Here is a 19,680-nt window from a genome sequence, read left to right on the forward strand (position 1 = left end):
AGCGGGAGTAGTTCAACTCTCAGAACACATTCCTTCCCGGAATGAGGTATAGGTGTAAGTCCTATCTTCCGCTCCATAATTTAATAATTAAGCGGGGGTATTTCAACTTTCAGAATACGTTCCTTCCCGGAACGTGGTGTAGGTGTAAGTCCTATCCTCCGCTCCATAATTTAATAATTAAGCGGGAGTAGTTCAACTCTCAGAACACATTCCTTCCCGGAATGAGGTATAGGTGTAAGTCCTATCTTCCGCTCCATTTATTCTTCCTCATGGGAAGTTTTTTTTATATCTTTTTTTGTCTTAACGTGTATCAATATTTTAAATTCCAATATTTGTAGCAATATCTATATAATATGGTAATATAAATAATTATAATAGTGTTTTGTACCATTAATTTAAATAGCATACATTATTATAAATACTTTATGGTAGGAGATTGTATATAATGATTAGAACAATTATGAATGGAAAAATTCATAGAGCGAGAGTTACCGAATCAAATTTAAACTACGTAGGTAGTATTACTATAGATAAAAATTTATTAGAAGCAGTTGATATATTGCCTAATGAAAAGGTTGCTATTGTAAATAATAATAATGGAGCAAGATTTGAAACATATGTGATTGAAGGTGAACGGGGCAGTGGTAAGATTTGCTTAAATGGCGCAGCATCTAGACTAGTTGAAGTCGATGATGTGGTGATTATTATGACTTATGTTCAACTGAACGAAGATGAACTTTCTACGCACGTTCCAAAAGTTGCTGTTTTAGATGAATATAACCAGATTACACAAATGATACATGAGGTTGAAAGTAGAGTAATTACGGATTAATTATTATTATTTTGTTGTTTAGAGTCAATCATTATATTTCACTTTATACTTAGAGTTTAATCATTGAAGATCCTTTATATTTAAAAAACTTAAATTTTTTTAGAAGTTTTCACTGTTGATTCAATTTGTTAAATTTATATGTGGTATTATACTTGAAGTTTTGGATTTGAACAGTGACAAAATTTACAATTTACATTTTAAAAAATAGTTGCTAAACCTACTAATTACGGCTTTATTTAAGAAATCTATTGACGACAAATGTAGTTAGTTATATAATAAACTTATGCCGTTTAGAAATTGTAAAATATTTGCAGCTATAAACGATAATAAATATATAGTCTCTTTTGAGCTATTGAGCCGGCGTGGCGGAATTGGCAGACGCGCGGGACTCAAAATCCCGTTCCTTTTTGGAGTGTCGGTTCGATCCCGACCGCCGGTACTAATAAAATAACTAACATTTTAGAAACATCATTTAATGATGTTTCTTTTTTTATATTTTCTTTTCGTTTATATAGAATTGGATTGTTAGATTGAACATTTCATTTTAAAATTTGTTGTTATTTTACTAAAAAGAAGTATCTTATTTTAGTTTTATACTTATAAACTCTTTAAAAATTAATTATTACTAGAGCAAGTTGATATTGTAGTTTAATACAATGTGTAATATTATTAGTCTAATGTTATATTTGGAGGACATAATTTTATGGTTAAATCTAAAAGTTCAGATTCAAGCTGGAAACAATTTTTTAGTAATATTTTACAAGCTGTCGGTGCTGGTGTAGTAATAGCATTATTACCAAATGCATTATTAGGAGAATTATTAAAGTTCTTTAAAGAAGGCAATCAATTACTGGAATCAATATACCAACTTGTTGTGTTAATTCAGTCATTTATGGCCTTTATAATTGGTGTTTTAGCAGCGCACCAATTTAAATTTAATGGTGCAGGTGCAGCTATGGTTGGTGTTTCAGCTATGTTAGGTAGTGGTGCTGTTAAAATTACAGACGGGGGATTTATGTTAAATGGTATCGGCGATATTATTAATACTATCCTTGTGGTAATTGTTGCATGTTTTTTTTATTTATTATTACGTGATAAACTCGGTTCATTAGAAATGATTATTCTACCAGTATTAATACCAGTGATAAGTGGAGTAATTGGCTTATATACATTAAGTTATGTATCGAATGTAACTAAAGGTTTAGGACATGTAGTTAGTTCATTTACAGAACTAAATCCAATGTTGATGTCGATATTAATTTGTATTACATACTCATTGTTAATGGTAACACCAATATCTGTTGTAGCTATTGCAACTGCTATTGGTTTATCAGGATTAGGTAGTGGTGCTGCAAATATGGGTATAGTTGCTGCCTGTGTAACATTCTTATTTGGTTCAATTAGAGTCAATAGCGCCGGTGTGAACCTTGTGCTAATAATTGGTGCTGCAAAAATGATGATACCAGTTTATTTTAAGCATTTAATTATTGCAGTTCCATTAACTATAAACGGTATAATTGGTGGTTTAATTGCTTATTTCATAGGTATCCAAGGTACACCTATGTCTGCGGGATTTGGATATACAGGGCTTGTAGGACCAATAAATGCTTTTAATCGTATGGAAGGAGACCCAATGACGGATATTATTTTACTTGTATTTGGTTACTTTGTTATACCTTTTGTCTCAGCGTTTTTCGTACATGAATTATGTAAAAAATTTATTGGTAAATATTCTGATGAAATTTATAGATTCGAGATACCAAGACAATAGTGGATTCATACTTATCTAACTGTATAACAATCAACAAATTTGAATTTGGGCATATACAAAACCTAGGTTCATGTTATAGCATCTTTTTAAGCGCTTAATAGAGCGGTTTAAGAAATCAAAACTTAAATTTTGATTTCTATCCGCTCTTTTTTTATACATAAGTATTGCATAATAATTTATTTTCATTAAAGAAAGAGCGATATAACAATAATTTTAAATTTTGTTATTGAATAATATTGCGTTAATGTGTATAATAATTAATATTATAGAGAGGGGATACGAAGATGAAACACATATTAAAAGGCTTCATGGCATGTATAATTATATTTTGTGCCATAGTGAATTATATAAACCCTACAGCTCATGCACAATCGCAAGACGAACAATGGGAAAAAATAAAAGAACGTGGTGAGTTAAGAGTCGGGTTGTCGGCTGATTATGCGCCTTATGAGTTTGAGCATAATGTTAACGGTAAGACCGAATACGCTGGAATAGATATTGAATTAGCAAAGAAAGTGGCAAAGGACAATGATTTAAAATTAAAAATTGTAAATATGCAATTTGATAGTTTACTGGGAGCTATTAAAACTGGGAAAGTAGATTTAATTATTTCTGGTATGACACCTACGCCAGAACGTAAAAAGGAAGTAGACTTTTCTAATCCATATATGACAGTTCAGCAAAAAATGATTATAAAAAAATCTGACGCTGATAATTTAAAAACTATCGATGATTTTGCTAACAAAAAGATAGGTGTTCAAAAACAAACACAGCAAGAAAAAATCGCTCAATCGGATATTGAAAATGCTCAAATTCAATCTTTGACTAGAGTTCCAGAAGTAATCATGTCTTTAAAAAGTGGAAAAGTAAGCGGTATGGTTATTGAAGGCCCTGTTGCAGAAGCCTATTTAAAACAAAATAAAGATTTAACTTTTGCTGATGGAGTAAAGTTTAATGAAGGAACTAAAAGCACAGCAATCGCTGCACCAAAAAATGCTCCTAAATTAATGGAAAAATTAAATGCTAGTATTAAAGAAGTTAAGGATAAAAACTTGATTGAAGATTATAAAGATTCAGCTGCTGAAGCAATGAAAAAAGATGATGGTAACTTCTTTAGTAAATACAGTAGCTTTTTCTTAAAAGGGATACAAAATACTATTTTAATTTCAATTGTTGGTGTGTTATTAGGGACTGTATTTGGAGCTATTATAGCATTAATAAAATTAAGTAAGATAAGAGTGTTTAGATGGATAGCTTCAGCTTATATTGAATTCCTAAGAGGCACGCCATTATTAGTACAAGTATTTTTAGTTTATTTCGGTACCACTGCAATGCTTGGTTTAGATATTTCAGCTTTAATATGCGGTATGATTGCACTTGTAATTAACTGTTCAGCGTATATTGCCGAAATAATTAGAGCAGGTATTAATGCGGTAGATAAAGGTCAAACGGAAGCTGCGCGCAGTCTAGGGCTTACTTGTGGCCAAACTATGAAAACAGTTATATTACCTCAGGCAATTAAAAAAATATTACCAGCTTTAGGTAATGAATTTGTAACTGTAATTAAAGAATCATCAATTGTTTCTGTAATAGGTGTAAGTGAAATCATGTTTAATGCACAAGTAGTCCAGGGTGCTTCATTTGACCCATTCACGCCATTATTAGTGGCAGCAGTATTATACTTTATACTTACATTCACATTATCTAGAGTAATGTATTTCTTTGAAGGGAGAATGAAAGTTAGTGATTAATATTAAAAATTTATATAAAACTTTTGGGAAAAATGAAGTTTTAAAAGGTATTGATATGACAGTGAATCAGGGAGAAGTTGTAGCTATCATTGGCCCTTCTGGTAGTGGAAAAAGTACATTACTGCGTTGTATGAATCTATTAGAAACACCTACAAGCGGTGAGGTTATATTTAAAGAAAATAGTTTAACAAGTAAAAATACAGAGTTAGAAAAATTACGTCAACAAATGGGTATGGTATTTCAAAATTTCAACTTATTCCCACATAAAAAAGTAATTGATAATATTATTTTAGCGCCAAGTCTATTAAAAAAAGACAAGCAAGGTAATTTAAAGAATCAAGCCCAAGAATTATTAGATAAAGTAGGATTAAGTGATAAAGCAGATGCTTATCCCTCACAATTATCAGGTGGACAAAAACAGAGGGTTGCTATTGCTAGAGCCTTAGCCATGAATCCAGAAGTTTTACTTTTTGACGAACCTACGTCAGCGTTAGATCCTGAAGTAGTCGGAGATGTTCTGAAAGTTATGAAAGATCTTGCTAAAGAAGGTATGACAATGGTTGTTGTTACTCATGAAATGAATTTTGCTAGAGATGTGAGTGATAAAGTAGTATTTATGGCAGATGGCGTTATCGTTGAATCAGGTACTCCGGCAGCAATATTTGATCAACAACAGCATGAAAGAACTAAAAACTTCTTAAGTAGAGTATTATAAATTTTATTAAAGCCAGGTGGATAAAGTAATTATGCTAATACAATTACTTATCTGCTTGGTTTTTTATTTTTGATGATAAAAATTGGATTTGCACATACTCTAAATACGAAATAGTGTGTTAAACTGTAGGATGTATGTTTTTAATGTGGGGTGTAAGAATAAATGGATTTAAAGCAATTAAAACAAGATGTCATTGACTATGCACATACGATAGGTATCGATAGTATCGGATTTACTACTGCCGACCCATTTGATGAAATGAAACAAAAATTAGTAGACTATCATGCTAAAGGTTATGCATCAGGTTTTGAAGAATCAGATATAGCATTGAGGACCGAACCGACATTAACACTACCAACAGCACGGTCTATTATAGCGATTGCGGTAGGTTATCCCAATAAATTAAAAGGTGCACCTAAGAGTACCAGAGGAGATAGAAGAGGTATGTTTGCGCGTGCTTCATGGGGACAAGATTATCACTCTATTATGAGAAAAAGGTTGGATAAACTAGCTGATTATTTGAGAGATAGAGTAGATGGCGTTGAAATCCAGTCAATGGTAGATACAGGAGCTTTATCAGATAGGGCTGTGGCAGAACGTGCTGGTTTAGGTTATGTTGGTAGAAATGGTTTTGTTATCAATCCCGAACTAGGGACTTGGACTTATTTGGGTGAAATGCTCGTAAGTGTCCCTTTTCCGCCAGATGACCCGTTATTGGATAGTTGTGGGGACTGTACCATTTGTGTTGACCGTTGTCCAACTGGTGCGCTTGTTGGAGATGGGCAGTTAAATAGCCAAAAATGTATTAGCTTTTTAACACAAACAAAAGGTTATTTAGCAGATGAATACCGTTATAAAATAGGGAATCGGCTTTATGGCTGCGATACTTGTCAGCAAGTGTGTCCAAGAAATAAAGGTATTAACACCCAGCATGATGATATTGTCTTAGAACCTGAAATTTTAAAACCAAGATTAGTACCATTATTAAAAATGAGCAATAAAGAATTTAAAAATACGTATGGACATTTAGCAGGTGCTTGGAGAGGTAAAAAGCCAATTCAACGTAATGCAATAGTAGCATTAGCACATTTTAAAGAAGAGAGTGCTATTCCTGAATTACAAGATGTTGCATTAAATGATCCTCGTCCAATGATTAGAGGCACTGCGTATTGGGCAATTGGACAAATACAGGGCGAAGATGCTAGAAACTTTATTGAGCAGCAATATCATAACGAACTAGAAGAAGTTCAACAAGAAATGTTAAAAGGATTAGAAATGAGGAGAGAACAATAGCATGACAAACCATATCGTATTATTTCAACCGCAAATACCAGGTAATACAGGTAGTATTGCAAGAACTTGTGCAGGAACATATACTAATTTACATTTAATTAAACCACTAGGCTTTAGTACGGATGATAAAATGTTAAAGCGTGCAGGACTAGATTACTGGGAAACTGTTAATATTATGTATCATGAAAGTATAGAGGAATTTTTTGAAGCTACTGAAGGTACATATTATTTGTTAACAAAATTCGGAGAAAAAACATATTCAGATTTTGATTTTACAAATACTGAGCATGATCACTTTTTCATATTTGGACGTGAAACAACAGGATTACCTGACTGGGTAAAAGAAAAATATGCAGCTACTGCGCTTCGCATACCTATGAATGATAATATTAGATCGCTTAATCTTTCAAATACTGCTTCATTACTAATTTATGAAGCTTTGAGACAGCAAAATTTTCCAGAGTTACATTAATACTTACCAAAATGAATGAAAATATATTAAAAGCTTTGTATAATGATAATAAGTCTTATATTAACTATTTGTACGAATCATCATTTAGTTTAATAAAGTAGTGGTTTATAGAAACATTATGTAGGGTATTAATAAAAATAATGCTAGAACCGTCTTAATAGAAAAAGAGGAGTGTAATTACTATGGCAATGAACTTTAAAGTTTTAGAAAACGAAAAAGTTGTAGCTGAATATGCTGCAGATATTTTAAGAAAACAATTTAACAATAATCCAACAACTATTGCAGGTGTACATCTTGCTAGTGACAATGCTCCTGTATTGGATGAATTGAAGAAAAATGTAGATAAAAATGCGGTAGATTTCAGTCAAATAAATATATTAGATTATGATGATAAGAAATCTTATTTTGAAGCATTAGGCGTACCAGAAGGTCAAATATATAATGTATCATTTAGTGAAGATACTGAGTCATTTATTAAAGATAAAATCAAAACTAAAGAAAATAAAGGCAAGTTAGTTACACAAGTACTTTCTATTGATACAAAAGGTAATTTAGATGTAAGTATTAACCAAGGTCTCTTTTCAGCTCGCGAAGTAATTTTAATAATTACAGGTAGTGAGAAAAAAGAAGTTGTTCATAAACTTTATGAAGAAAATGGTAAAACAAGTTTTGAACCTTCAGATTTAAAAGCTCACCGCATGGTAAATGTAATTTTAGATGAAGCGGCTGCAGAAGGTTTACCTGAAGATGTGAGACATTATTTCACAGCACGTTTTGCATAATCAAATGTGAGGTGATTCAAATGACAAAAAATAAGAATTCAAATGATCAACAAAATGATACATTAGAACCTGAGAATGAAATGGTCGATGATTTTGACGATGTTGTTGAATTAGGCAAAGAGATGGAACAAATTTCAGAAGAAAATGATGAAGATAAATTAGATAAATCACATGATTCTGAAGTACGTTCTGACCTAAATGACTAATAAATAGCTACCCGAAACATTAATTAATGTTTCGGGTTTTTTATATGTTATTGCACAGCATTTTACAATTTCAAAATCCATTTTACATATTTTAGCTAATAGTAGTTATCACACGATAATATACTTAGCTATAAAAGGAAAAATAGAACAAAAATCACGAATCTTATAATAGGGTTGACCTATTTCTGATTAGATAAAATAACTGCAATTTAAATGTAGTGTATGTTACAAAAAGAAATGCCATGTTAAAAGTTAATGTGGTATGATTAAAACATTATTGATTTAAGGAGATTTATATATGTTAAGTAAGCAATGGAAATATATTATGATAGCTGCAGTAATTGTTAACCTATTATCAATTAAAGGTTTCCCAATGGCAATTGGTGCTATCTATTTACCAGTATTATTTAAAATTGTTAAATTGCAAATTAATTTATCACGTGGTCTTGTGGATCAGGTTAATGCTTCAACATTTGTTAAGGGTAATCAAACAGGTATTATTATAAGCGTTTTATGCTGCATAATTGTAACTGTTTTATTGTTTAAGCCGTTAGGAGATTTTTATAGTAATTTAGATGGCTTTTTAGGATTACTTATCACAATAAGTCCTGTAACTATGGTAATTGGTGCTATATTGTTAATTTTAACTGCTATAGGTATTATTCAATCTGCTAAAGAACAGTTTAAAAATGTAAATATTACAAAATAATTATAGTGTCCAATAACTTTTAAGAAGAAAATCCTGGAAATATTCGGGATTTTCTTTTTATATATAAATAGTTATGTTATTGAAAGTAAAGTAGAAAGAGTAAATAAATATTTGTAATTTGAGAAATATGAATTTATTATGAAAACGCTATATAATACGATTGCCCGTTTAAAATGATTAATGCTATACTTAAAGCGAACTAAGATTAATGAAGGGGAGATTTATAAATGTCAGTTAGAATTGAACATGATACATTCGGTGAAATAGAAGTACCAGCAGACAAATACTGGGGTGCTCAAACAGAAAGAAGTAAACGTAACTTCCCTGTTGGTAAAGAACGTATGCCAATTGAAGTTGTTTATGGATTTGCTCAATTAAAAAGAGGTGCTGCTTTAGCTAACCACGAATTAGGAAAATTATCAGATGCCAAGAAAGATGCAATTGTTTATGCATGTGACCGTGTATTAAATAAAGAATTAGATGAACATTTTCCATTAGTAGTATGGCAAACAGGTAGTGGTACCCAAAGTAATATGAATGTTAATGAAGTTGTAAGCTTTGTGGCAAACAATTACTTAAAAGAGCAAGGTAGCGATGAATCTATTCATCCTAATGATGATGTCAATAAATCACAAAGTTCTAATGATACGTTCCCTACAGCAATGCATGTTGCCTTATACAACGAAGTGGAAACGAAACTAGAACCTGCATTAAAATCTTTAAGAGATACATTTAAACAAAAAGAAGAACAATATAACGATATTATTAAAATAGGGCGTACACATTTGCAAGATGCTACACCGATTCGTTTAGGTCAAGAAATTAGTGGTTGGCGTTATATGCTAGATAAATGTGAAACACTATTAAATGAATCAAAAGCGCATATTTTAAATTTAGCAATAGGTGGAACTGCGGTTGGTACTGGCATTAATGCACACCCTGAATTTGGAGATAAAGTCGCTAAGTTCATAGCAGAAAATACAGGCCATCCATTTGTATCTTCTGAAAATAAATTCCATGCATTAACTGCACATGATGAGGTAGTACAATTACATGGTACTTTAAAAGCACTTGCGACAGACTTAATGAAGATTGCAAACGATGTAAGATGGTTAGCTTCAGGCCCACGTGCCGGATTAGCAGAAATCTCAATACCTGAAAATGAACCAGGTTCATCAATTATGCCGGGTAAAGTTAATCCTACACAATGTGAAATGTTAACAATGGTTGCTGTCCAAGTGATGGGGAATGATACAGCAGTAGGAATTGGTAGCTCACAAGGAAATTTTGAATTAAATGTATACAAACCTGTTATTTTATTAAATACATTACAATCTATATATTTATTAGCAGATGGTATGGATACATTTAATAGTAATTGTGCTGTTGGAATAGAGCCAATTCCTGAAAACATTGATAATTACTTAAACCAATCGCTTATGCTAGTTACTGCTTTAAACCCACACATCGGTTATGAGAAAGCAGCAAGTATTGCTAAAAAAGCGCACAAAGAAGGCTTAACTTTAAAAGAATCTGCAATTCAATCAGGACATGTAACAGAAGAACAGTTTGAACAATGGATTAAACCAGAAGATATGGTTGAACCAAAATAAATAAAACGTAAATAAGTAATTGTAGATATAATTTAAATAGTATTCATAAATTTATCTGAAGTTGTATTCTTTATTAATAAACACACTGTCATTTATATGATAGTGTGTTTTAATTTATTATTATGGAGTATAAGCATCAGTTTGATATGATAGTATAAATGTAATTGGTAAATAAGACACCACAATATAAAGTTAGTCTCTGTAACTTTATATTATGATGTCTTTAAATTTTTTAGAAACGATACTACGTAAGTTTTAAACATGTGAATAGTAATAAACTACATGGTTATGTCTAAAACATAACTAATACTTAAAACTACTAACGTTGTAATTTTAAAATTTTAAAACTTTACTGCTAGGTTAGACTTCATCATCTAGACTGACAGAAATTTGTGCTTGGGTCAGCGGATGGATGAATTCAATTTTATAACTATTTAATTGAAGTTGTCTCAATGTAGAGTTTCCATATAATGGATCACCTATAACTGGATGTCCAATTTCAGCTAAATGAACACGAATTTGGTGAGTACGACCTGTATCTAATTTCAATTCTAATTCACAGACATCTTCTTTAACCATTTTTGAGTCAAGAATATGTGTGATTGCTGATTGACCTGTTGGTGATACCCTACGTTTGTTAGAATGGAATTTATCTTTACCAATCGGCATATCGATAGTTTGGGGTTTGATTGGTAATAAACTATGAACATTAGCTTTATAGATACGATCAATTTCATTTTCTTCTAACATACGATCTAATATTTTTTTCATCAATGGGTTTTTCGCTACGATTAATAAACCAACAGTTTCTTGGTCTAGACGGTGAATTGGTTCAACATAGTCACTTTTAACAGTATAAATAACATGGTTCATTAATGTATTACTTTCTTTTAAATCATTCGGGTGTGTTTTAACACCTTTTGGCTTCATGACTATAGCGATATCATCGTCTTCATAGTAAATTTGTGCAAAACGGTAACTAGGTAAATAATTACTTACTTCATCTGGTGTAGGGATAAACACATTGTCACCTGTGTTAACTCTAGTCATTAATGAAGCGGTTGTGTCGTTAATTGTAATTGCTTTTGACATGTTTAAATTATGCAAATCTTTTTTAGGTAGATGCAATTGTTGGAAAATTTCTCTTAATGTTAAATTATTATATTTAATAGGGATTTCGAATTTCATACGTATCCTCCTTGATAATCAATTATTATCATACCATAAACATAGGTTTAAAAATATTAGATAAATACTTTCATTAGATTAAATATTACATTTGTAATTAAATTATGCGTTCATACAAAAAAACATGATTTTTAAATTATTAACTGAGAAGGTATAATAAATATAAAGTTGTAAAGAAATGGGCTGGTTAAATGGAAAAACCAACTAGACTTGCATTGTTAAAAGAAATTGCAGAATTTTTAAATGAAGAAACCGAAACATATAATATGATTCAAAGTGCATTGAAATATTTAATTGAAGGTACAACATTTACTACCGGTTGGATATTTTTTATAGATGATGATGGACAACATGAATTAGTTGCACATTATGATTTACCTGGTGCATTAGCTAAACAAAATTGTAAATACATGTGTGAAGGAACCTGTTGGTGTGTGCAAGCATATCAAAATAAAAAATTAACAAAAGCATCAAACATTATAAATTGTTCACGTATTAATCTAGCAAATCGTGCATTTCATGAGGAGTCAGAGGGCATCACACATCATGCAACCGTGCCACTGCGCTCTGGCGATGAGTTGTTTGGTCTGCTAAATGTAGCGACGCCTTATAAGACAAGTTATAGTGAAGAGGATTTAGAATTGTTAGAGTCTGTTGCTTTTCAGATAGGGTCTGCAATCAAACGTATTGCGTTAACGGACCAAGAAAAAGAAGCAGCCCGTATAAGTGAAAGAAATCGACTAGCACGTGATTTACATGATTCAGTAAATCAATTACTTTTTTCTGTAAAATTGACGGCACATGCTGCACAAGGTATATCTAATGAAGAAGTATCCCGTAAAGCCTTTAATATCATTGAAGAAACGAGTCAACAAGCTGTAAATGAAATGCGTGCTTTAATTTGGCAACTTAAACCAGTTGGATTAGAGCAAGGGCTAGTTAAGGCTATTCAAAATTATAGCGACGTATTACAATTGGATTTAACGGTTAGTGTTGAAGGTTTAATTAATTTACCAAGTAATATTGAAGAAAATATCTACAGAATTATCCAAGAAGGTATGAATAATACAAAAAAGCATGCTCAAGATACAGAAATTAAATTAAAATTATCACAAAACCAGGACTATTTTTATGTAGAAATTAAAGATTACGGCATTGGCTTTAATATGCAGCAAACTAGCTATAATAATTCACATGGTATTAATAATATGAAACAACGAGCAAAAGCAGTTAAAGCTAACATAGATATAACATCTGAAGAAAATAACGGGACTCAAATTTATATAAAAGTGCCGCTATAAGATAATGAAAGGAATGTTAAAATGAATCGAATCGTGCTTGTTGATGACCATCACATTGTAAGACAAGGTTTAGAATTTCTATTATCCACAGTAGATGATTTAGAAGTCATTGGAGGATTTTCAGATGGTAAATCATTTTTAACATACTTATCAAGTAATGATTTACCAGATATTGTATTACTCGATTTAGTCATGCCAGAAATGAACGGTATTGAAATTACAAAGATAATAAAAAATAACTATCCAGAAATAAAAATTTTGGTCTTAACGAGTTATGTGGATGATGAGCATGTAATATCTGCTATTGATCAAGGAGCAGATGGGTATGAAATGAAAGACGTAGAGCCGGAGCAATTAATTAAAACGATTAAAAAAGTATTGGATGGAGAAAAAATTATTCATCCACAGGCTCAAAATGTTATAGAAGCTGTTAGTAAAAAGCCGCATTTTACAAATAAATTATCTAAACGTGAGGCAGAAGTTTTAGCAGAAATGGTGAAAGGTAAGACTAATAAGGAAATTGCAGAGACTCTATTTGTATCGGAAAAAACAATAAAAACACATGTAAGCCATATTTTTAATAAATTGCAAGTAACGGATCGTACACAAGCCGCTATTTATGCGATGCAGAACAACCTAATATAAAAAACGTATTTTATTTAAAAATATACTATGAAGTAGCAATTTTCTTAGTATTTTGAAAAATTACTTTAAAATATATAAAAATACTATATAATAAAGTTAATACTCAAAAGGGGATGTTGCTATGAAAACAAAAAATCTTTCATTAAAGATTGTCATAGCATTAATATTAGGTATCGCAATTGGTTCTATTTTTAATATTTTTGCAGGCTCAGCCTTTGTAGAGAATGTAGATAAATACCTATTTAATGTTATTGGACAAATTTTCTTGAATTTAATCTTTATGCTTGTAGTACCAGTAGTATTTGTATCTATTGTATTGGGTGTAGTAGGTGTTGGGGATCCTAAATTATTGGGAGGAATTGGACTCAAGACAATTACCTTCTTTTTAACTACGACTGCAATTGCAATTATTATTGGTCTTACTTTGGCACTGGTATTACAACCCGGTGCAGGTAAATCTGATCTTTTAAATAGTGACGATGTATCGAGTTATCAACAAACACTGAATAAAGAAAATAGTGCGCAAGATTCAGCTGCAAAGCAAACATTTGATCAAACACTTATTAATTTGTTTCCTAAAAATCCATTACAGGCAATGACCGAAGAAAATATGCTGCAAATTATTACATTTGCAATATTTATCGGGGTTGGTATTATTATGGTCGGTTCCAAAGCACAGATGGTACATAAATTTTTAGAACAAACCAATGAAGTGTTAATGTATATCGTTACTATGATAATGAGCGTGTTTGCTCCGATTGGGACATTTGGATTGGTGGCACATGCATTTACAGGGGCAGGATTTGGGGCAATTCAGCAACTTGGAATGTACTTCTTTATTGTATTGTTAGCCTTAGCAATCCATTTCTTTGTTGTTTATGGTTCTGCAATTAAGTTTCTTGGTAAATCAAGTCCATTGAAGTTTTATAAGGAATTTATTCCTGCTATTACATTAGGTTTTAGTGCCTCAAGCTCAACCGCAACTTTGCCTGTTTCTTTAGAATGTACAAAGAAAATGGGAGTTAGACGTGAAATTGCTTCATTTGTCCAACCATTAGGTGCAACGATTAATATGGACGGTACAGCAATCATGCAAGGTGTTGCTACTATGTTTATTGCTCAAATATCTGGTGCAACCTTATCTTTTACTCAAATTATAACGGTAGTCGTAATCGCCGTAGTAGCTTCAATTGGGACAGCTGGTGTTCCAGGAGTCGGTTTAATTATGTTAGCTATGGTGTTAAATGCGGTAGGCTTGGATCCTGCTGCAATCGGAATCATTTTAGGTATCGATAGATTACTTGATATGACAAGAACATCTGTGAATATAACTGGAGATGCCGCTTGTGCATTAATTATATCTAAATCAGAAGAGAGAAAATTAGCCGCAAAGAATAAATGATTTTAAATAGTTTAGGAAGATAATTTAAGAGGACGAAACATTATTATAATGTTCTGTCCTCTTTTTTTAATTAAAATCAATAGTTGTAAAAGTAAATATGTTATTGGCTAATTGTTTTTATAAATTATTCTATAAAAACAGACTATATGTTTTGAATTGTCGTTAAAAATATTTTCGCCATTAAAAATAAGACTTTAGGATTACCTAAAAATTATTGCCATAACATTACCTTTGTGCAACAATTGTAAACATAGTATTAAGAAAGGGTAAAGTTAATGTTAAATATAATGAAAAGATTTCAAAAGCGATTAAAACGTTTGGACCTTGGTATTATAATTAGTTTTATAATTCTAAGTATTATCGGCGTCATAATGGTATACAGCGCAAGTATGGTGCCTGCTTCTAAAGGGAGTTTAACAAATGGAACACCTATAGAAGCTAATTATTTTATGAAAAGACAATTTATCTTTTTCATTTTAAGTGTTTGTATAATCTTATTTATTAGCATGTACTTTAATATTAAAATGCTAAGAAATGCTAGTACGCAAAAGTTTCTAATAGTTGGAACGTTTGCATTATTAATTCTGACATTACTGATAGGTAAAGATGTTAATGGTTCCAGAAACTGGATTAATCTTGGATTGTTTAGTTTACAATCATCTGAGTTTTTAAAATTAGTTGCTATTTTTTATCTTTCTTTTATCTTAGATAAAAAACTAACCAACAATCAAGATTATAAGTTGAAGAATATTGTCCCGCCATTGGGTATATTAGGCGTGGGCTTAGTACTTGTATTAATGCAAGGAGATCTCGGGGGTACATTATTAACAGTAGCAATTATTGTGGCTATCTTAATGTATTCAGATATTAAAAATAAAATAAAAATTCAAATATTAACAATTACTTCAATCCCCGTAATTCTATACATATTCTATACTTTAGTTTTTGACTCGAAAAATCTATACAGAATGAAGCGAATTAAAGTAGTATTGGACCCTTTTAAGTACGAAAACAGTGATGGCTATCAACTTACGAACGCATTAGTATCAATAAGTAACGGTGGGGTATTCGGTCGTGGGTTAGGTAATGGCATTTTGAAATTAGGGTATTTACCAGAACCACATACAGACTTTATATTTACGGTTATTTCAGAAGAATTAGGACTCATAGGCGTATTACTTATACTTCTTATGTACGGCTTTATTATTTTTAAAGGATTTATTTATGCAAATAAAACGCGTAACCATTTTTATAAATTAATTTGTGTAGGTGTAGTAAGTTATTTGTTTATGCAAGTATTTGTAAATATAGGTGGTGTGTCTGGTTTGATACCTTTAACTGGAGTAACGCTTCCCTTATTAAGTTATGGTGGATCATCCATGTTAAGTATCAGTATCGCATTAGGTATTTTATTGGCAGTTATACGAGAAATAAAAAAAGAGACCAAAGTATATGAATAATACATAAAAACTTTTATTTAATAAGGCATGGAAGGGAAGAAGTAATTTGAAATTATCGAAAAGAGGCAAGATTGTAGCGGTTATTTTACTGTTAATACTTATAATAATCGGATTTTTTGCATATAAATTATTTCATTTGAATCAAGCAATACATGATTCAGATGGCACAGATGAAGCCACGAAAGCAACCCAAGAAAAAATAAAAAATAATAAACCAATTTCTATCGCAATATTTGGGGTGGATTCAGATGTAAAACGTGCTGAGGAAAACATGGGACAACGTACAGATACACTATTAATTGCATCAATAAACCCCGAAAAGAATAAAACAAAACTCATTTCTATACCTCGTGATATGAGTAGTAATATCCCTGAGGTCGCTGGTAATCAAAAAATTGCACATGCTTATGCATATGGTGGCCCAAAGACAGCAATGGACACACTTAGACAAAATTTAGATGTACCAGTAGATGCTTATGTTACTTTAGACATGGATGGTTTCAAAAAGATGATTGATATTTTTGATGGTGTAACTGTGACAAGCAACGCAACGTTTAGTTATAATGGTTCTAGTTTCAAAGAGGGGCAAAAAGTAAAACTAGATGGCGATAAAGCACTAAATTATGTTCGTAGTCGTAAAGAGGAAGGTGCAGGTGGCGACGAAGGTCGTACTGAGAGACAACGTCAGGTCATTGATACACTATCTAAAAAAGCAAATGGATCTTCCAATTTATTTAAGTTAAACAAAATACTTAAAGTTAGTGAAGAAAATGTTAAAACAGACCTTAATGTTGGCGATTTAAAATCTTTATATTCAAATTATAAAGATGCTACAGAATCTATTGATAAAGAATCTATTGATGGTGAAAATTTAATAGAAACTGATGGAGTTTGGTATTTTGAACCAAATGAAGAAGATAAAAGTGTTAAAATAAATGAATATAAGAATAATTTAAAATAGAATATAGGGTTTGAATGTTGAGAGGTGTAAAGCAATGACAATTATAATATTACTTATAATAGGGCTCGTTTCCTCTATTATAGGTTCTTTGATCGGTGTTGGTGGAGGTATTATTATTGTACCAACATTGGTTTTTATAGGTGCAAATTTTGATTTATTAAGCGGTATTACAACGCAAACTGCAATTGGTATCTCATCTGTGACACTTGTTTTTACAGGTTTGTTTTCAATAATTGCTTACCGGGGCAAAGGTAAAGATACGATTGATTTTAGAAATGGTATTTTATTTTCTATTGGTATTATTCCTGGATCGTTACTAGGTGCTTACCTAAGTCAATTTCTGAACGATATATACTTTAATATTATATTTGGTATATTTTTATTTTTAATTTCAATCTTACTTTTTGTAAAAGACTATTTAGCATCTAAAAAGGACAGTACTACAGAAAAAAATGTGAACTTAACAATAGGAATTATTTTTGCATTTTTTGTAGGTATCAGTGCTGGTTTGTTTGGAATTGGCGGTGGCGTGTTAATGACGCCGTTAATGATAATTGTTTTTAACTTCACACCACACGTAGCCGTGGCAACTAGTATGATTATTATTTTTACTTCAAGTTTAGCGAGCTCAGTGGGACATATGATCCAAGGACATATTATTTGGGGTTATGGATTGATATTAATTATTGCAAGTTATGTAGGAACTAAGTGCGGTGTGAAAATTAATAGATCAATTAATTCCGCAAAGTTATCAAACTTGCTTAAATTTGTTTTGATTTGTTTAAGTATCTATTTAATTATCAAAGGATTTATTGAATTGTAAATTTAACAAGTATGAGTAAAAAAATGTGGCTGATTAATTAAGTATTGTCGTTTGCTTATGACCCAGTTGACTAGAATTGAAAATATCATTTTAGCGTTTTTTGAATTCTAGCTTGCTATTAACAATTTAATAGAATAGAAAAAGATTTGTAAGTGTATTTTTAATATGCATGCTAACTTATAATAATTTTTACAGAATATCAGCCTAAAACATGTTATTGTTTTAGGCTGATATTTTTGAATAGTAAACATTAATAAAATAATTAATTCATATTAACACTTTGCGCTATACATTTAAACTATTTAATTTCATTATAGAGTTCTATAAATTGTTTGCCTTTTTTACGATCTATATAATTAAAAATCCATGGTTCACCATCTTTGTCCATGATAGTGATTCTAAAACAGGTTAATGTTAAACCCATTTTTATACTTTTAATATCTGAAAATAGAAATTCATCTTTTAAATTAAGGACTTTTGCTACATTACTAGTTCTAAAATATATGCAATCACTGAGCAAAATTAAATCTCCAGCAATTGATTGCGAATGCGAATATTTTAATGTAGCTTGAATAGCAAATACAGGATTATTCATATCTATATTCATAACTTTTCCTCCAAGCTTTAATTACAATATAATAAAATGAGTATTTGACATAAGACAAAATTGTTTACTTAATACTACCACTAATTTTGTGCGGTATAAAATATAAACAGCACTAAAAACCCACTTTATATCATTTTGAATGATTACAAAGTGGGTTTAGTGTATATACAAATTTTGAATTATTGATTTTACATAAAATCGGCAAAATGGTCTCTATAACGCATATGCAATATAGCACCAATAATAAATAAAATCACAACTAAGGCAAGGTTATAAAGCGTTAAATGCCAATGCTCTATAAAATACCATTCATGATGAAGCACAGCGGCTCTATATCCTTCTGCAAGGAAATATATTGGATTTAATTTCATCACTGTTATTACAATTTCATTTTTAGGTGCATACAAAATAGAAGATACAAAAAATATAATTCTCATTAATGATTGAACTACCATCTGCGTATCTCGAATCAGTACACCTAATGTAGAAGTTAATAGCGAGATGACTATAGTAAGTATAAGTGCGTAAGGCACATATATCAATAATTGTAATGAATAAATTGAAGGATAATACCCCCCAAAGAAACATAATATTAGTACAATCATAAGTAAACCTAGATGACCATAAAATCTACTGAAAACAATGTAACTAGGTATAATTGATAAAGGAAACTTCATTTTAGCTACTTGATTATACTTTGAAGCGATTGATTTTGTACCTTCTAGTACGCCTTGGTTTACGAAAAACCACATGCTAATACCGACAATTAACCAATAGATAAATGGGATTCCATCATGCATCGAATTATTTCGCAAGCCCAAACCGAAGACAAACCAGTATACTGCAATTTGCATGGCAGGGTTAATAATCTCCCAAGCAATCCCTAAATAATTGTTGTGATTTGATATACGTAGTTGAAAGTCTGCTAGTCTTTTAATTAAATATAAATTTTTCAATTGTTCTTTTAACACAAACCACATTGCATTCATTTGAATATATCACTCTTTCATGCTGACTTTTTAAAAACTGACAAATAAGATTATACATTATAATTTTTAATATAAGCAAATATAAATAAAATGACAGTAATATTAAAGTTTAAAGCGTAACTATAAAAAGCTTGGGTTCATTATCATAAAATACTTTATT

At 30.9% G+C, this 19,680-nt stretch carries 19 protein-coding genes and 4 tRNA genes; 20 read left to right on the forward strand and 3 right to left on the reverse strand.

From position 1 onward, the window contains the following. Position 1: 1 nt before the first annotated feature. The 14 genes from J5E45_RS00005 (at position 2) to fumC (ending at position 10,144) form a co-directional block, all read left to right on the forward strand. Positions 2-76, forward strand: a tRNA-Gly gene (locus J5E45_RS00005). Positions 77-91: 15 nt separating this feature from the next. After that, positions 92-166: transfer RNA gene (locus tag J5E45_RS00010), tRNA-Gly, on the forward strand. A gap of 15 nt (positions 167-181) precedes the next feature. Further along, a tRNA-Gly gene (locus J5E45_RS00015) sits at positions 182-256 on the forward strand. 189 nt (positions 257-445) lie between these two features. Then, positions 446-832 carry an aspartate 1-decarboxylase gene (panD, locus tag J5E45_RS00020; RefSeq protein WP_101049756.1) on the forward strand — a complete coding sequence of 129 codons (387 nt, stop codon included), beginning with the start codon at positions 446-448 and terminating at the stop codon, positions 830-832. A gap of 356 nt (positions 833-1,188) precedes the next feature. After that, a tRNA-Leu gene (locus J5E45_RS00025) sits at positions 1,189-1,271 on the forward strand. Positions 1,272-1,535: 264 nt separating this feature from the next. Then, positions 1,536-2,603 (forward strand): PTS sugar transporter subunit IIC, encoded by a 1,068-nt coding sequence (locus J5E45_RS00030; RefSeq protein ID WP_107549143.1) that lies wholly within the window; start codon positions 1,536-1,538, stop codon positions 2,601-2,603. A gap of 284 nt (positions 2,604-2,887) precedes the next feature. After that, a complete protein-coding gene (locus J5E45_RS00035) occupies positions 2,888-4,354 on the forward strand; it encodes an ABC transporter substrate-binding protein/permease (RefSeq protein ID WP_208181431.1) in 1,467 nt (488 codons plus the stop codon). Then, positions 4,347-5,069, forward strand: coding sequence for an amino acid ABC transporter ATP-binding protein (locus J5E45_RS00040; RefSeq protein ID WP_039066944.1), 723 nt, complete (start codon positions 4,347-4,349; stop codon positions 5,067-5,069). The genes J5E45_RS00035 and J5E45_RS00040 overlap by 8 nt, the downstream gene beginning before the upstream one ends. Positions 5,070-5,231: 162 nt before the next feature. Beyond that, entirely contained in the window at positions 5,232-6,362 is a 1,131-nt protein-coding gene (queG, locus tag J5E45_RS00045; protein ID WP_069792609.1) for a tRNA epoxyqueuosine(34) reductase QueG, read from the forward strand. A 1-nt stretch (position 6,363) separates the two neighbouring features. Beyond that, the gene (gene trmL / locus J5E45_RS00050; protein ID WP_069792608.1) at positions 6,364-6,834 is read left to right on the forward strand and encodes a tRNA (uridine(34)/cytosine(34)/5-carboxymethylaminomethyluridine(34)-2'-O)-methyltransferase TrmL; all 471 of its coding nucleotides are present in this window, start codon (positions 6,364-6,366) and stop codon (positions 6,832-6,834) included. A gap of 182 nt (positions 6,835-7,016) precedes the next feature. Next, complete coding sequence (locus J5E45_RS00055) at positions 7,017-7,616, forward strand: sugar phosphate isomerase family (RefSeq protein WP_017723187.1); 600 nt, start codon at positions 7,017-7,019, stop codon at positions 7,614-7,616. A 20-nt stretch (positions 7,617-7,636) separates the two neighbouring features. Beyond that, entirely contained in the window at positions 7,637-7,822 is a 186-nt protein-coding gene (locus tag J5E45_RS00060) for an SAS053 family DNA gyrase inhibitor (protein ID WP_039066950.1), read from the forward strand. A gap of 298 nt (positions 7,823-8,120) precedes the next feature. Continuing rightward, the gene (locus tag J5E45_RS00065) at positions 8,121-8,531 is read left to right on the forward strand and encodes a hypothetical protein (protein ID WP_101049750.1); all 411 of its coding nucleotides are present in this window, start codon (positions 8,121-8,123) and stop codon (positions 8,529-8,531) included. A 227-nt stretch (positions 8,532-8,758) separates the two neighbouring features. After that, a complete protein-coding gene (fumC, locus tag J5E45_RS00070) occupies positions 8,759-10,144 on the forward strand; it encodes a class II fumarate hydratase (protein WP_039066954.1) in 1,386 nt (461 codons plus the stop codon). Positions 10,145-10,504: 360 nt separating this feature from the next. Here the strand turns inward: fumC and J5E45_RS00075 are convergent, their stop codons facing one another. Further along, a complete protein-coding gene (locus J5E45_RS00075; RefSeq protein WP_039066955.1) occupies positions 10,505-11,332 on the reverse strand; it encodes an RluA family pseudouridine synthase in 828 nt (275 codons plus the stop codon). A 191-nt stretch (positions 11,333-11,523) separates the two neighbouring features. On the opposite strand from J5E45_RS00075, the gene J5E45_RS00080 reads away from it, so the two are divergent. The 6 genes from J5E45_RS00080 to J5E45_RS00105 all read left to right on the forward strand — a co-directional run bounded on the left by J5E45_RS00080 (position 11,524) and on the right by J5E45_RS00105 (position 17,924). After that, positions 11,524-12,633 (forward strand): GAF domain-containing sensor histidine kinase, encoded by a 1,110-nt coding sequence (locus J5E45_RS00080; RefSeq protein ID WP_039066957.1) that lies wholly within the window; start codon positions 11,524-11,526, stop codon positions 12,631-12,633. A gap of 21 nt (positions 12,634-12,654) precedes the next feature. After that, positions 12,655-13,278, forward strand: coding sequence for a response regulator (locus J5E45_RS00085; protein WP_039066958.1), 624 nt, complete (start codon positions 12,655-12,657; stop codon positions 13,276-13,278). Positions 13,279-13,399: 121 nt separating this feature from the next. Beyond that, entirely contained in the window at positions 13,400-14,680 is a 1,281-nt protein-coding gene (locus J5E45_RS00090; protein WP_039066959.1) for a dicarboxylate/amino acid:cation symporter, read from the forward strand. 275 nt (positions 14,681-14,955) lie between these two features. Continuing rightward, positions 14,956-16,140 carry an FtsW/RodA/SpoVE family cell cycle protein gene (locus tag J5E45_RS00095; RefSeq protein ID WP_172643865.1) on the forward strand — a complete coding sequence of 395 codons (1,185 nt, stop codon included), beginning with the start codon at positions 14,956-14,958 and terminating at the stop codon, positions 16,138-16,140. Positions 16,141-16,186: 46 nt separating this feature from the next. Then, the gene (locus tag J5E45_RS00100) at positions 16,187-17,101 is read left to right on the forward strand and encodes an LCP family protein (protein ID WP_039066960.1); all 915 of its coding nucleotides are present in this window, start codon (positions 16,187-16,189) and stop codon (positions 17,099-17,101) included. 34 nt (positions 17,102-17,135) lie between these two features. After that, complete coding sequence (locus J5E45_RS00105; RefSeq protein ID WP_039066962.1) at positions 17,136-17,924, forward strand: sulfite exporter TauE/SafE family protein; 789 nt, start codon at positions 17,136-17,138, stop codon at positions 17,922-17,924. Positions 17,925-18,222: 298 nt separating this feature from the next. Here J5E45_RS00105 and J5E45_RS00110 read toward each other — a convergent pair whose 3' ends face one another. Together J5E45_RS00110 and J5E45_RS00115 are read right to left on the reverse strand one after the other, a co-directional pair. Beyond that, positions 18,223-18,531, reverse strand: a complete 309-nt coding sequence (locus J5E45_RS00110) for a hypothetical protein (protein WP_069792558.1) — start codon at positions 18,529-18,531, stop codon at positions 18,223-18,225. Between the two features lie 188 nt (positions 18,532-18,719). Continuing rightward, positions 18,720-19,520: an ABC transporter permease gene (locus tag J5E45_RS00115; RefSeq protein ID WP_069792557.1), complete on the reverse strand. Its 801-nt coding sequence runs from the start codon at positions 19,518-19,520 to the stop codon at positions 18,720-18,722. Between the last annotated feature and the right edge of the window lie 160 nt (positions 19,521-19,680).

The organism is Staphylococcus shinii (assembly GCF_017583065.1).
Classification (GTDB): domain Bacteria; phylum Bacillota; class Bacilli; order Staphylococcales; family Staphylococcaceae; genus Staphylococcus; species Staphylococcus shinii.